13 protein-coding genes and 1 pseudogene are annotated in these 13,851 nt (G+C 67.8%); 8 read left to right on the top strand and 6 right to left on the bottom strand.

Annotation, left to right across the window (positions count from 1 at the left end):
* Positions 1-48: 48 nt before the first annotated feature.
* Complete coding sequence (locus CFB47_RS41250; protein ID WP_179243748.1) at positions 49-198, bottom strand: hypothetical protein; 150 nt, start codon at positions 196-198, stop codon at positions 49-51.
* Positions 199-335: 137 nt separating this feature from the next.
* On the opposite strand from CFB47_RS41250, the gene CFB47_RS21915 reads away from it, so the two are divergent.
* Together CFB47_RS21915 and CFB47_RS21920 are read left to right on the top strand one after the other, a co-directional pair.
* Complete coding sequence (locus CFB47_RS21915) at positions 336-602, top strand: YodC family protein (protein ID WP_089441916.1); 267 nt, start codon at positions 336-338, stop codon at positions 600-602.
* A gap of 104 nt (positions 603-706) precedes the next feature.
* On the top strand, positions 707-1,882 hold the full coding sequence (locus tag CFB47_RS21920) for a cytochrome P450 (protein ID WP_089463505.1): 1,176 nt from the start codon (positions 707-709) through the stop codon (positions 1,880-1,882).
* A gap of 15 nt (positions 1,883-1,897) precedes the next feature.
* Here CFB47_RS21920 and CFB47_RS21925 read toward each other — a convergent pair whose 3' ends face one another.
* Both CFB47_RS21925 and CFB47_RS21930 read right to left on the bottom strand, forming a co-directional pair.
* Complete coding sequence (locus CFB47_RS21925; protein WP_059728940.1) at positions 1,898-2,224, bottom strand: superinfection immunity protein; 327 nt, start codon at positions 2,222-2,224, stop codon at positions 1,898-1,900.
* 101 nt (positions 2,225-2,325) lie between these two features.
* Positions 2,326-2,745, bottom strand: a complete 420-nt coding sequence (locus CFB47_RS21930; RefSeq protein ID WP_089441919.1) for a rhodanese-like domain-containing protein — start codon at positions 2,743-2,745, stop codon at positions 2,326-2,328.
* A 110-nt stretch (positions 2,746-2,855) separates the two neighbouring features.
* Here CFB47_RS21930 and ftrA point away from each other — a divergent pair, with 110 nt between their 5' ends.
* Positions 2,856-3,830: a transcriptional regulator FtrA gene (gene ftrA, locus CFB47_RS21935; protein ID WP_089462259.1), complete on the top strand. Its 975-nt coding sequence runs from the start codon at positions 2,856-2,858 to the stop codon at positions 3,828-3,830.
* 160 nt (positions 3,831-3,990) lie between these two features.
* Here the strand turns inward: ftrA and CFB47_RS21940 are convergent, their stop codons facing one another.
* Both CFB47_RS21940 and adiC read right to left on the bottom strand, forming a co-directional pair.
* Positions 3,991-6,330 (bottom strand): Orn/Lys/Arg decarboxylase N-terminal domain-containing protein, encoded by a 2,340-nt coding sequence (locus tag CFB47_RS21940; RefSeq protein ID WP_089462260.1) that lies wholly within the window; start codon positions 6,328-6,330, stop codon positions 3,991-3,993.
* 3 nt (positions 6,331-6,333) lie between these two features.
* Positions 6,334-7,866 carry an arginine/agmatine antiporter gene (adiC, locus tag CFB47_RS21945; RefSeq protein WP_089441921.1) on the bottom strand — a complete coding sequence of 511 codons (1,533 nt, stop codon included), beginning with the start codon at positions 7,864-7,866 and terminating at the stop codon, positions 6,334-6,336.
* Positions 7,867-8,294: 428 nt separating this feature from the next.
* On the opposite strand from adiC, the pseudogene CFB47_RS40605 reads away from it, so the two are divergent.
* The 5 genes and pseudogenes from CFB47_RS40605 to CFB47_RS21965 all read left to right on the top strand — a co-directional run.
* Positions 8,295-8,411 (top strand): annotated as a pseudogene (locus tag CFB47_RS40605) (2-nitropropane dioxygenase); the annotation flags it as partial.
* 113 nt (positions 8,412-8,524) lie between these two features.
* Positions 8,525-9,979, top strand: coding sequence for a M20 family metallopeptidase (locus CFB47_RS21950; protein WP_046548379.1), 1,455 nt, complete (start codon positions 8,525-8,527; stop codon positions 9,977-9,979).
* A gap of 55 nt (positions 9,980-10,034) precedes the next feature.
* Positions 10,035-11,144, top strand: a complete 1,110-nt coding sequence (locus CFB47_RS21955) for a malate/lactate/ureidoglycolate dehydrogenase (protein WP_089462261.1) — start codon at positions 10,035-10,037, stop codon at positions 11,142-11,144.
* Entirely contained in the window at positions 11,141-11,752 is a 612-nt protein-coding gene (locus CFB47_RS21960) for a TfoX/Sxy family protein (RefSeq protein ID WP_089463506.1), read from the top strand. The genes CFB47_RS21955 and CFB47_RS21960 overlap by 4 nt, the downstream gene beginning before the upstream one ends.
* 311 nt (positions 11,753-12,063) lie before the next feature.
* Positions 12,064-12,642 (top strand): NnrU family protein, encoded by a 579-nt coding sequence (locus CFB47_RS21965; RefSeq protein WP_089458639.1) that lies wholly within the window; start codon positions 12,064-12,066, stop codon positions 12,640-12,642.
* Positions 12,643-12,742: 100 nt separating this feature from the next.
* Here the strand turns inward: CFB47_RS21965 and CFB47_RS21970 are convergent, their stop codons facing one another.
* The gene (locus CFB47_RS21970) at positions 12,743-13,480 is read right to left on the bottom strand and encodes a sulfite exporter TauE/SafE family protein (RefSeq protein WP_089462262.1); all 738 of its coding nucleotides are present in this window, start codon (positions 13,478-13,480) and stop codon (positions 12,743-12,745) included.
* Between the last annotated feature and the right edge of the window lie 371 nt (positions 13,481-13,851).

Genomic DNA, 13,851 nt, shown 5'->3' on the forward strand with positions numbered 1-13,851 from the left:
GCAGATAAATCGTGGGATCGTTTCCAATTGAAGGCTGCTTGACAATAATCAACCGATTTCGCGTCTGAAATAAACGTCGGTGACGATGCAAAATACATCGTCTATTCTCCGCATTCCCGCCCGTTCGACCGGCGCCGGCGCACAAACCGCGCCGGACCGGGCGATCGGGCGCTCGCCATGCGCGTCGATGCCGCGCATTGTTGCATTTCCTTGGTCAGTATGTTTTCGAACGCGGGAGTTGCCGGCTGATTATTTGATTGATAATCTGCGGCACGTTCGAAAGGACAGTGGGTGGTCCGCCGAGAATATCGATATATAAAAATGCTGAGAGAGCGATGACGAACCGAGAAAATCAACGCGTCAGGTTTCGCGTCGGCGATGTCGTGACGCTGAAGACGGGCGGGCCGCGCATGACCGTCACCTATGCCGGGCCGGTCGTATTCGACGACGGCGACTGGCTGATCTGCCAGTGGTTCGACGAAAACGGCGAATTCCGCCAGGAAATGTTCCCTCACGACACGATGGTGGCCGAGCCGCGCGCGATTTCGGCCGGGCGCGTCCGCATGCGGATGCAGTCGCATCGCTACCGGTCGGCTGCCTGACGATCCGCTGTCGTCGCGATGCTGCCACCACGCCCGGTAACCGCGCCGCGACATTTCACGTCAGCCCGAAACATGCGGCCGTGCACGGCCTCGATACTGTCTGCATGAACCCGACCGATCCCATCGCAGCGGTCACGCACCGCGATCCCTATCCCTACTATGCGGCGCTCGTCGACGGGCCGCCGCTCGCGTTCGACGCCACGCTCGGCCTATGGGTCGCGAGCCGCGCGGCCGCCGTGACGGCCGTGCTCGGCCATCCGGCCTGCCGGGTTCGCCCGCTGGACGCCCCCGTGCCGCCCGCATTGCGCGGCACGACGGCCGGCGCGCTGTTCGGCGAGCTGGTGCGCATGAACGATGGCGCGTTGCGGCACGACGTGCCGAAGCAGGCGCTGCGCGCGGCGTTCGCGCCGATCGACCCGGCGGCGCTGCGCGACCGTGCCGCGCGGATTGCCGCACGGCGCTTGCCGGCGCCGGGCGATGCCGGTGCGCTGAACGCGTGGTGCATGACGGTGCCCGTTTGTGCGGTTGCCGATCTGCTCGGCTTCGACGAGACGCAGCTCGACGATATCGCGGCGCAGGTCGTGGATTTCGTCGCCGCGCTGTCGCCGTTGTCGGATGCCGCGGCACTGGCCCGCGCGAGCGACGCTGCGCGAGCGCTGCTCGACCGGATGACGGCGCGCGTCGCGCAGACGCAGGCGCACGACGGCACGCTCGTCGCCGCCGTGCAGCAGGCGGCCCGCGCATCGGGCTGGCACGCGAGCGGCGCGCTGGTCGCGAATCTCGTCGGGCTACTGTCGCAGACCTGCGAGGCGACGGCCGCATGGCTCGGCAATACGCTGGTGGCGTGGAACGGGGAAGCGGGGGCGAGCGCCGCGCACGTCACGCCGGACGATGCCGCGCTCGACGCATTCGTTGCCGAAGTCGGGCGCTTCGATTCACCGGTGCAGAACACGCGCCGCTTCGTCGCAGCGCGCACGACGATCGAAGGCGTGACCGTCGAGGCGGGCGACGCGATTCTCGTCGTCCTCGCCGCCGCGAACCGCGACCCGGCCGTGCATCTCGATTCGCAACGGTTCACCCCTGGCCGCGCGGCCGGGCCGAATTTCGGCTTCGGCACGGGGCCGCATGGTTGCCCGGGCGAGCGGATCGCGCGGGCGGTGACAGCGGGGGCGTTCGGGGCGTGGCTGCGTGCGGGCGGCGTACCGCTGCACGATGGCCTCGCGTGGGACTACCGCGCGTCGACCAACGTCAGGATGCCGAAGTTCGACGCGGTAAGCTGAAGGGGAAAGAGGGACTTAACGGCAGCCTTGCTTCTCCGCCCATTGCTCCTGGGCGGCCACGCGGCGTTGCACGCGTTCGACGAGACCGGTCGAGAAGGTCCGCATGCTGATGCCGCGGCGCTTCGCGAGGATCGTCTGCGCGACATCGGTGCGCGGGTTCGGCTGGCAGGCCCAGTACAGCGTCATCAGCCAGCCGATGCCGGTCCACCCGAACAGCGCGTTGAACATCGCGACCGTCAGCTTGTCGTGCCGGCCACGCCGGTCGGCCACGACCGCCGGCAGAAAATAGATCGCGATCGCGGCCACCGAACCGGCCACTTGAATCAGGACTGCGTTCTGCATGTTGCTGCTCCATCCGAACTGCAATGGAACCGAGTATCGCGCTTTTTCCGTTTGCGTGCAGGCCGTGGCCAAGCAATTGATTGTTGCGTTTTTAATGACGATCAGCCGGCTTTGGCTTCCGCCGGCTGCACTTCGTTGCTCAACGCGAAACCTTCGTCGAGCCAGCCCGTCACGCCGCCGATCATCAGCTTGACCGGCCGGCCGAGGCGCGCGAGTTCGATCGCCGCGCGTGCGGCGCCGTTGCAGTGCGGGCCCGCGCAGTAGACGACGAACAGCGTGCCGGCCGGATAGCCGGCGAGCTTGCTCTCGATGATCTTGCGGCGCGGCAGGTTGCGCGCGCCAGGCACGTGGCCGGCGGCGAACTGATCGGGGCCGCGCACGTCGAGCAGCACGAAATCGGGCGTGCCCGATGCGAGCGCGTCGTGCACGTCCCAGCAATCGGTCTCGAAGCGTAGCGATGCCTCGAAATGCGCGAGGGCGGTGGGGCTGTCGGCGGCGGGCACGTCGGTGACGTAGGACATGGCAGGTTCTCCTGAAGAGTGCGTGGAACGCGGTGGAATGAGGGGCAGTATCGCGGTTCGGCGCGTTTCGCGGCAGTGGCGCGATCGACAAGTTCCGGTAACATCGCGCCATGCACAATCATCTCGTCGTCGCGCTCGCCTACGATCGCCTCTGCACGTTCGAATTCGGCTGCGTGGTCGAACTGTTCGCCCTCGAACGCCCCGAGCTCGGGGTCGACTGGTATCGCTTCGCGGTCTGCGCGAGTGAGCCCGGGCCCGTGCGCGCGGCGGGCGGCATCACGGTCGCCGCGCCCTATCGGCTCGCGACGCTCGATCGCGCCGACACCATCGTGATTCCCGGCTGGCGCGATCCGGACGAACGGCCGCCGGAGCCGCTGCTGAAGAAACTGCGGGCCGCGCATCGCCGCGGCGCGCGGCTTTGCTCGATCTGTTCGGGCGTGTTCGTGCTGGCCGCGGCCGGCGTGCTCGACGGCCTCACGGTGACGACCCACTGGCGTTATGCGGAGAAACTGCAGGCACGTTATCCGGCGCTGCGCGTGAATCCCGATGCGCTGTACATCGACGAAGGGCAGGTGATCACATCGGCCGGATCGGCGGCGGGGCTCGACATGCTGCTGCATCTCGTGCGCCGCGATCATGGCGGCGCGATTGCGAACCGCGTCGCGCAGCGTCTCGTGCTGCCGCCGCATCGCGACGGCGGGCAGGCGCAGTTCGTGCCGCGCCCGGTCGCGCCGGGCGGCACCGACCGGCTCGCGAAGCTGATCGACTGGATGCGCGCGCATGCGGCCGAGCCGCATACGCTTGCGTCGCTCGCCGCGCAGGCCGCGATGAGCACGCGCACGCTGCAGCGTCAGTTCGCGGATGCAACGGGGATGTCGCCGCTCGCGTGGCTGATCCGTGAACGCGTGAACGTCGCGAAGGACATGCTCGAAGCGCATCCCGCGCTGTCGCTCGCGCAGGTCGCGGCGCGCGCGGGGTTCGGTTCCGAGGAATCGCTGCGCCGGCATTTCCGGCGCGTCGCGGCGACGAGCCCGGCCGCGTACCGGCGCGGGATGAGTCGCGGCGAAAGCGCACGAGACGCCTGAGCGCGGTACCGATTCCTGTCGACGTTTTCGCCCGATGGAACCGCCGTGGCGCAAGATCGCGCGTCACCGCGAGAGGCCGGCTGCCTGAAAGGCCGACCCCGGCTGCAAGTGGCGACGCCTGCCGCCGGGCGGCGGCACGGCGTCGCGTTGCATTGCGTACTCAGCGTGTGTGGGTATCGCGCGCCTTCTGCTTGATACACGCGATGCGATACACGCCATCCTCGACCTCGACACCGTGCGTGTCGTGCGTGAAGCCGGGGAAGCGCAGGTCGTACTGCTCGAGTGCCTTCAGGTAGCCGAGCAGCGGGCCGTCGGCCGGCCCCGCGTTCTCGCCGGGCATCAGCAGCGGAATGCCGGGCGGATAGGGCACGACGCCCGTCGCGACGGTGCGGCCTTCCATCTCCGCGAGCTCCAGCATTTCGATGTCGTTGTGCACCAGATGCTCGAACGCCTCGGCCGGGCTGTAGTTGGGCGTCGGCAGCGTCGAGAAGCCACGCGACATCATCTCGGTCGTCTTCAGGTCGCTCATCGCGCTGAACATCAGGTCGCACAGATCGCGCAGGCCGAGCTTGCCGTAGCGTTCCGGATAACGCGCGACGAGTTCAGGCAGCGCCTGTTCGAGCGGCGCGTTCGCGTCGTAGTCGCGCTTGAAATCGAGCAGCGTGTTGACGAGCGTGCCCCACTTGCCCTTCGTCACGCCGAGCGAGAACAGGAACAGGATCGTGAAGTCGGTCGTCTTCTCGACGACGATCCCGTGCCGGTCTAGATACGCGGTGACGACCGACGCCGGAATGCCGACCGGCATCAGCCCGCCGTGCGCGGCGACACCCGGCGTGACGATCGACACCTTGATCGGGTCGAGCATGCAGTAGTCGTCCTCGATCTCGCCGAAGCCGTGCCACGTGTCGCCCGGATGCAGCACCCAGCACGACGGATCGGTGGCGAGCAGCGTCTCGTCCGCTTCGTGGAAGCGCACGCGCCGGCCCGTCTTGCGATCGACGACGCTATCGGGCTGCCAGCCGTTGAAGAACCAGTCGTTGTTCTCCGCGCATTCCGTATGCAGGCGCGCCAGCATCTGGCGGAACGCGACGGCCTCGCGAATCGCGTCGGTGGTCAGCGCCTCGCCGCCGGGGCCGTCCATCATCGCGGCGCTCACGTCGTTCGACGCGATGATCGCGTAGTTCGGCGACGTCGACGCATGCATCATGTACGCCTCGTTGAAGCGCGCATGCTCGATCGGGTTGCGGCCGTCGCGAACATGAATGAACGATGCCTGCGACAGCGCGGCGAGCAGCTTGTGCGTCGATTGCGTCGCGAACACGGTCGGCTTGCTCGCGTCGTGTTGCGACGGATCGCCGTGCATCGCGTGACGGTCGCGGTAGATCGGGTTGAAGCGCGCGTAGCCGTACCATGCCTCGTCGAAGTGCAATCGGTCGACGCTCTGGCCGAGCAGGGCCTCGACGCGCGCGACGTTGTAGCAGAGGCCGTCGTACGTCGAGTTCGTGATCAGCGCATGCACGGGCGTCGGGTCGATGCCGTCGCGGCCCCGCACGAGCGGGTTCGCGTCGATCGCGAGGCGCACGGCGGCGGCCGTCAGCCGCTCGGGCATGATCGGCCCGATGATCCCGTAGTGGTTGCGCGACGGAATCAGGTAGGTCGGAATCGCGCCGGACATCGTCATCGCGTGCTCGGCCGACTTGTGGCAGTTGCGGTCGCACAGCGCGACCTGGTTGCGCGTGACGCTCGCCATCAGGATCACGCGGTTCGACATCGACGAGCCGTTCGTCACGTGATACGTGCGATGCGCGCCGAACACGCGCGCCGCATAGCGTTCGCTTTCGCCGATCGGGCCGGAGTGATCGAGCAGCGAGCCGAGTTCGCCGACCGAGATCGACAGGTCGGAGCGGAACAGCGATTCGCCGAAGAATTCGAAGTACGCACGGCCGACCGGCGATTTCAGGAACGCGGTGCCGCCCGTGTGTCCGGGCGTGTGCCACGAGTATTCGTACACGCGCGAGAACTGCGCGAGCGCGCGGAACATCGGCGGCAGCACGGTTTCGCGGTAGCGCTCGATCGCGGCGACGATGCGGCCGCCGATGAACGCGGTGGTGTCCTCCAGCATCCAGATGAAGTCGTCGGCCTTGCGCATCGCGTCGACCGGAATCGCGGATGCGCTCGCGCGGCTCGCGAGCAGGAACACGGGCACGGTCGCGTTGCGGGCGCGCATCGCGTCGAGCACGGCCCGCGCGGGCGCATGGTCGGCGTCGTTGCCGAGTTCCCAGTTGAGCAGCAGGCACTGGATCGCCGGATCGGCGGCGACCACCGCGCACGCATCGTCGGCGGACGTCGCGATCACGACGTCGACGAGCCGCGCGCGCAGCTCCTCGGCAAGCGCCGTCGCGGCGCGCCCGGTGGCCGTGCGTTCATCGATGTCGTGCTGCACGAGCAGCGCCTTCATGCCGAGGCGGCGGAAGGCCGGTTGGGTCAAGGAAGCAGTCATTGTTTAATCCCCCGTTTGCTGGGTTGCCTGGACGCTCGCGGCAACGGCCGGCGAGCGCGCGTGAAGGGTGTCGGCCTGGTGACGGCCCACGGAGATCCAGAAGGTGGCGGCGAGCGCGGCGATGGTCACGCCGAGTGCGAGATAGCGCACCCAGCGCGGCGAGCGGCCGCCCGGATGGATGTGGGTTTCCTCGATCTCGCGCTGGCGGTTGATCGACAACTCGTAGAAGACGATCGTCGCGACGACGAAGATCAGCGACCAGCGCGTCTGCTGGCCATCGGAGCCGACCATCGCCCACAGCGCGTAGACGGCGCCGATCAGGCCGACGATCGTATAGAACGTGAACTGGTGCGACGGCATCTTGCCGTAGCCGAGCACCTTGATCGCGATGCACGAGTAGATGTACGGCAAGAGCGTCATGATCACGGCGATCGACGCGATCTTGCCGAACTGTTCGCTCGCGCTCGGCGACATCGTCGCGAGCACCTGCACCGACATGATCAGCGCGACGATCGCGAGGCCGGCCGACGGCACGTTCTTCGAGTTCACGCGGGCGAATACGCCGGCGAACAGGCCGTCGTCGGCGGCCGCCTTCGCGGTCTGGCCGACCAGCAGCGTCCAGCCCGCGAGCGAGCCGAGGCAGCCGAGCGCCGCGCAGATCGCGACCGCGTTCGCGGCCGTGTCGCCGAGCGCGAGGCGCGCGGCATCCGCGAACGGCGCGCTCGAGGCGAGCAGCGCCTTGTTCGGGATCATCCCCATGATCACGGTCGAGCTGAGCACGTAGCAGACGGCCGCGAGCACGACGCCGCCGACGGTTGCGATCGGCACGTTGCGCGACGGGTTCTCGACGACGCCGGCCGATACCGACGCACTCTCGACGCCGATGAACGCCCACAGCGTGAAGTTCAGCGTCGCGCCGATCGCGCTGAAGCTGTTGGTGCCCGACACGTTCCAGCCGGCGAAGTACACGTCCTTGCTGAACCAGAACCAGCCGAACACGGCCATCCCGAGGATCGGCACGAGCGCGAAGATCGTCGTGACCGACTGCACGCGGCCGACGACGTTCGGCCCGAGGATGTTCGCGTACGTGAACAGCCAGATCACGAAGATCTGCGCGAGCGCGAACACGAGCGGGTCTTTCAGGACCGGGAAGAAATGCGTGAGGTAGCCGAGGCCGGCGACCGCGAGGCCGACGTTGCCGAGCACGTTCGCGAGCCAGTAGATCAGGTTGGTCTGGTAGCCCATGTACGGGCCGAACGACTTGCGCGCATACGCGTACGGGCCGCCGGCGGCCGGGTCGATCGCCGCGAGCTTCGCGAACACGAGCGCGAGCGACACGGCGCCGACGACGGTGATCAGCCAGCCGAAGATCGCGATGCCGCCGGTGGCGGCGAGGTTCGCGGGCAGCATGAAGACGCCGGAGCCCATCATGTTGCCCGCGACCATCAGCGTGGCGGGAATGACGCCGATTTTCGGCGCGGAAGCCGCGGCCGAGGAGGCGGCGGCGCGGGAGGAGGACGAGCTGGCATCGGACATGCGACGCTCCTTGACGAGACGAGTTGCGGTTGAGGTGGCGCGGGGCGGCGCCGGTCGACGATTCCGGTGCGGATCGTCGATTTAATTAACGTGTTCATGTTATCGCCTGGGTGGTTTTGAATAAGGGTAAACGCCGGTATTTAATAACTTGAATATTGATGGATGTCATTGAAACCGGTAAATCGGTGTTTGAATATGGGTGTGAGTGGGCCGTGCAGCAAGGCAGTGGGCGTTTTTTTGGTCTCGGCCATGGATGGAGGGATCGCGCTGCTGAAGTTGCCATGAATAATCGTTTTTCCGAATCGGGTAAATCGATTCGTGACGTAAATGGCGCCGCAATCGGGGTTCGGGTTTGTCGGTTAATATCGGGCGCATTAAATGCGCGCCGCCGGCGCGCGCGACCACCTTCTTCCCCGAGGACGATTCCGATGACGACGCTGCCTTCCCGTTTGCCGCTGATCCAGGCGCCGATGGTCGGTTCGCTGAGCCCGCTCGCGATCGCGGTGTGCGAAGCCGGTGGGCTCGGCTCGTTGGTATGTGCGGCGGGGCTGCGCGACGCCTTCCCGCAGGCGGTCTGAGCGACCAGGCAGGGGGCGCCGGCGCGGGAGCATCGGCGTATCATCTGGGTTTTCGTCAGCCCGATCCAGGCACCCCCACCATGACCTCCGTCGACACTACCCCCGTCCTCGACCATGACAAGCTCGTTACCTTCATCGAGCGCAAGTGGAACGATGAAATCCTCCACGCCCTGACCGACTACATCGCGATCCCCGCAAAGAGCCCCGCATTCGACCCCGACTGGGCGAAGCGCGGCTATCTCGAGCGGGTCGTCACCGATGCCGCGCAGTGGGCCGAGCGGCAGCCCGTGAAAGGGCTGAAGCTCGAAATTGTCCGCCTGCCGGGCCGCACGCCGGTGATCTTCTTCGAATCGCCCGCCACGCGTTCGGGCAGCACCGACACGATCCTGCTGTACGGCCACCTCGACAAGCAGCCCGAATTCGACGGCTGGCGCGCGGATCTCGGCCCGTGGACGCCGAAGTACGAGAACGGCAAGCTGTACGGCCGCGGCGGCGCCGACGACGGCTATGCGATCTACGCGAGCCTCGCGGCGCTCGGCGCGCTCGACGAGCAGGGCATCGAGCGGCCGCGCTGCGTCGGCCTGATCGAGACCTGCGAGGAATCGGGCAGCTACGACCTGCTGCCGTACGTCGACGCGCTGCGCGACCGGCTCGGCCAGGTGTCGCTCGTCGTGTGTCTCGATTCGGGCGCCGGCAACTACGACCAGATGTGGCTTACGACGTCGTTGCGCGGGCTCGTGTCCGGCGACCTGCAGGTCGAGGTGCTCGAGGAAGGCGTGCATTCGGGCGTGTTCGGCGGCATCGCGCCGTCGAGCTTCCGTGTGATGCGCCAGCTGTTCGAGCGCCTCGAAGACGCGAAGAACGGCAACCTGCTGCCGGGAGTGTTCCATTGCGAGATTCCGGACAGCCGTGTGCGCGAAGCCGAAGCAGCCGCGTCGATCCTCGGCGACGCCGTGTGGAAGGGGCTGCCGTGGGCCTGCGGCGCGGACGGCAAGCCGGTGCTGCCGACCACGACCGATCCGCGCGAGGCGCTGCTGAATTCGACGTGGCGTCCGTCGCTGTCGGTCACCGGCGCGGCCGGCCTGCCGGCGCTCGCCGATGCGGGCAACGTGCTGCGTCCGCGCACCGCGTTCAAGCTGTCGCTGCGCCTGCCGCCGCTCGTCGACGCCGCGCAGGCCGTGCAGCAACTGAAGGAATTGCTCGAACTCGATCCGCCGTACAACGCGAAGGTCACGTTCAAGCCGGACGCGGGCGCCGCGACGGGCTGGAGCGCACCGGATCTCGCGCCGTGGCTCGCGTCGTCGCTCGATGCCGCGTCGCGCCGTCACTTCGGCGCCGATTGCGCGTACATGGGCCTGGGCGGCACGATCCCGCTGATGAACGTGCTGCAGGAAGGGTTCCCGTCCGCGCAGTTCATGGTGTGCGGGGTGCTCGGGCCGAAGTCGAACGCGCATGGCCCGAACGAATTCCTGCACGTGCCGTATGCGAAGAAGCTGACGGCGGCGGTCGCGGACGTGATCGCGACCGCGCGCTGATTGCTTCGCGCGCAGTAGTGACCACTGCCCGACCCAACCGCACGGAACCTTGCCGATGACCGCACTGCCGACGCCCGATACCGAACCGCTGCGCATGCGCGCCGAACCGCTGCATGCATTCGTCGCGGCACTCTGGGAGCGGGCCGGCAGCAGCGAGCGCGAGGCAAGGCTCGTCGCCGATCACCTGGTCGGCGCGAATCTCGCGGGCCACGATTCGCACGGGATCGGGATGATCCCGAACTACGTCGCGTCGTGGCGGGAAGGGCAGTTGCAGTTGAACGGGCACGCGTCGATCGCGCGCGACGGCGGCGCGGTGCTGACGATCGACGGCGGTCGCGGCTTCGGCCAGGTGATCGCGTTCGAGGCGATGGTCGAAGGGATCGACCGCGCGCGACGCATGGGCATCTGCGCGATCGGGCTGCGCGACGTGCATCATCTCGGCCGCATCGGGCACTGGGCCGAGCAGTGCGCGCGCGCGGGGCTCGTGTCGTTCCATTTCGTCAACGTGCCGGGCGACCTGCTGGTCGCGCCGCTGCACGGCACCGATCCGCGCTTCGGCACGAACCCGTTCTGCGCCGCGTATCCGCGTGCGGGCCAGCCGCCGCTGCTGCTCGATTTCGCGACGAGCGCGATCGCGTACGGCAAGACGCGCGTCGCGTACAACCAGGGCAAGCGCGTGCCGGCCGGGTCGCTGATCGATTCTCGCGGCCAGCCGACCGACGATCCGGCCGTGATGCATGAACAGCCGTTCGGTGCGCTGCTGCCGTTCGGGCTGCACAAGGGGTACGCGCTGGCGGCGATGTGCGAGATTTTCGGCGGCGCGCTCGTCGGCGGGCATACGACCTACGGTGACACGCTGCAGAAGACGAGCGCGATCGTCAACGGGATGCTGTCGGTGCTGATCGATCCGAACGCGTTCGATGCGGCCGACGCGCAGCGCGAAGCCGACGCGTTCGTCGCATGGGCGAAGGCGTCGCCGCAGGCGGGCGATGCGCCGGTGCAGGTGCCCGGCGAGCCGGAGGAGGCGAGCCGAGCGGCGCGCGGTGCCGGCGGCATTCCGGTCGACCGCGCGACGTGGCGGCAGATTCGCGAGAGCGCGGCGGCGGTCGGCTTCGACGCAGCCGAGCTCGACGCGTGGACGCAGCGCTGCAGGGCATCCGCATGAGCTGGCAATCGGAAAAGGCGCACGGCGAGGAGATCGCGTATCAGCTCGCGCCGCTTGGCAACGTCACGGTCGTGCGCTTCTTCAGCGGTGCGGCGATGCGGCTCGACGGCGTGATGTTCGGCTTCATGTCGCGCGGGTCGCTGTTCCTGCGGGTGGATGATGTGAACCGTCCGGCGTTCGTCGCGGCGGGGATGGGGCCGTTCTCGTACGAGCGGCCCACGCGCACGGTTTCGCTCGACGGTTATTACGAAACGCCGGCCGACGTGCTCGAGGATGCCGGCGCACTGTTCGACTGGTGTCGCAGCGCGTATCGCGCGGCGTTGCTGGCAGGGCCGCCGAAGCGCAAGGCCAGGGCGGTGCCGAAAGTGAAGCCGGCGCTGGAAGCGAAGCCTGCGTCGAAGCGAGTCGTCAAACCGACATCGAAAGCGTCGCCAAAGCCTGCTTCTGCACAGGGAGCCAAGCCGGCAACGAAGCGAACCGCCAAACCCGCATCGAAAGCGTCGCCAAAGTCTGCTTCTGCACAGGAAGCCAAGCCGGCAACGAAGCGAATCACCAAACCGGCGTCGAAACCGGCAGCGAAATCCCCGGCGAAGCGCAAGCAAACCTAGTGCTCGTCGCGCGAAGCGAAAGCCGCGCGACTTTTCCTCTTTTGTCGGCCCGGCCGTCGCCCGGTGATTCACGCGACATGCGCCGGCTGGCACAAGGGCGGCCGGGAGGGACACAGTCACGAATGCGTCAAGCGCGTGCCGCACCGCACATCCCCCATGCTTCACAACGGCGGCCTCGGCGTTTATGATCGGCGCGGGTTGCACCCGTGCCCGGCGCGACCCTCGCCAGCCTCGCCGCCGGCCCCGCGAACGGCGCATCGTACGCCGCGCGGGACGCTTCCCCCACTCATCATTCCAGACGGAGACAGCCGATGCTCGTCCTGATTCTCGGTTTAGCGATCTTCCTCGGTGTGCACTCGATCCGGATCGTCGCGGACGGCTGGCGGTCAGCGACGATCGAGCGGATCGGCGAGAAGCGCTGGAAGGGCCCCTATGCGATCGCGTCGATCGTCGGCTTCGTGCTGATCATCTGGGGGTACGGCATCGCGCGCCAGGGCGCGACGCTGCTGTGGGTGTCGCCCGTCGGCGTGCGCCACCTCACCGGCATGCTGACCGCGATCGCGTTCGTGCTGATCGCCGCCTCCTACGTGCCCGGCAACCGCATCAAGACGCTCGTCGGCCATCCGATGGTGGCCGGCGTGGCGGTGTGGGCCATCGCGCACCTGCTCGCGAACGGCACGCTGCACGCGGTCGTGCTGTTCGGCGCGTTCTTCGTGTGGGCGCTGGTCGATTTCGTCGTGTGGCGCGCGCGGGATCGCCGCGATGGCGTGCGCTATCCGGCGGGCAGGCTGTCCGGCGACGTCGTGGCGATCGTGGCCGGGCTCGTCGTGTGGGCGCTCTTCGCGCGGTTCCTGCACGGCTGGTTGATCGGCGTGCGGCCGTTCGGCTGAGCGGCCGAGAAGTTGAGCAACTGAGACGTCGAGCGACTGCGAAAAGACGTCTTGCGGTTTGTTCATCAATTGCCGCGACGGCGGCAGGCATGGGCGCGCGTCAGATCGGCTTGACGAACAACCCGACTGTCAACGCCGCGCCGATACAGACGATCCCGATCCGCAGCACGCGTTCGTTCACGCGATGCAGCGCCCACGTGCCGAGCAGCCCGCCGACGATCGCGCCGCCGCCGAGCGCGAGCGCGTTGCCCCAATGCAGGTGCGGCGACGTCAGGAACAGCACGACGGCCGATGCGTTCATCACGCCCGCGAGCGCGTTCTTCGTCGACATCGCGTGGCGCGGCGACAGGCCGGCCATCGTCAGCACGGCCATCATCAGGAAGCCGAGCCCGCCGCCGAAGTAGCCGCCGTAGATCGCGATCATGAACTGCGAGAGCGCGGCGGGGACGGTGCCGAGGTGGGCCGAGCCTTCGCTCGGCTTGCGGAAAAAGCTGCCCCACGCGAACACGATCGTCGCGAACAGCACGAGCCACGGCACGAGGCGCGAGAAGATCGACGACGGCGTTTTCAGCAACAGCAATCCGCCGAGTGCGCCGCCGACCACGCTGATGAAGAACATCGCGCGAAACGACAGCTTGCCCACGCCGCGCACCATCTTGCGGCTCGCCCAGCCGGTCGTGACCTGCGCGGGAAACAGCGCGACCGTCGACGTGATGTTCGCCGCGAGCGGCGACATGCCCGACACGATCAGCGCGGGCAGCGTGACGAACGAGCCGCCGCCGGCCAGGGTGTTCTGCAGTCCGGCCCAGAGGCCGGCGAGGATGACGAGAGCGAGCATCGGAGCGGGAGCGGAAGGTGGCGGGGCTCGGCTGCCGGAGGCGGGCAGGCGCGGCGAACGCATGATGGTAATGCAGGACCGCTGACGACGTGAACTGCTGCGATCGCAGTGTCGTCGCGAGCTTTCCCGGCCGGTGCAGGCGACGATGCCGCACCGCCCGCGACCAAGGTCGAGGATGGCTCGGGCGGGCGGACGGGCGGTCTTACGACGTCGCGCGGCCAATGTCGGATTGCCGAACGACGCGCGTGAAATAGACTGGTTGATGAGCGGCGGGAAAGAACCGGCAGGGTTGGGGGTCAGCCGGCGCCCGGTGCGCTCGGGAACGCAGTTCCTGTTGACGGGTTCGATTCCGGCCACGCAGTGCCGGCGCG

It is taken from the genome of Burkholderia sp. AU27893 (genome assembly GCF_002223205.1).
GTDB lineage: Bacteria > Pseudomonadota > Gammaproteobacteria > Burkholderiales > Burkholderiaceae > Burkholderia.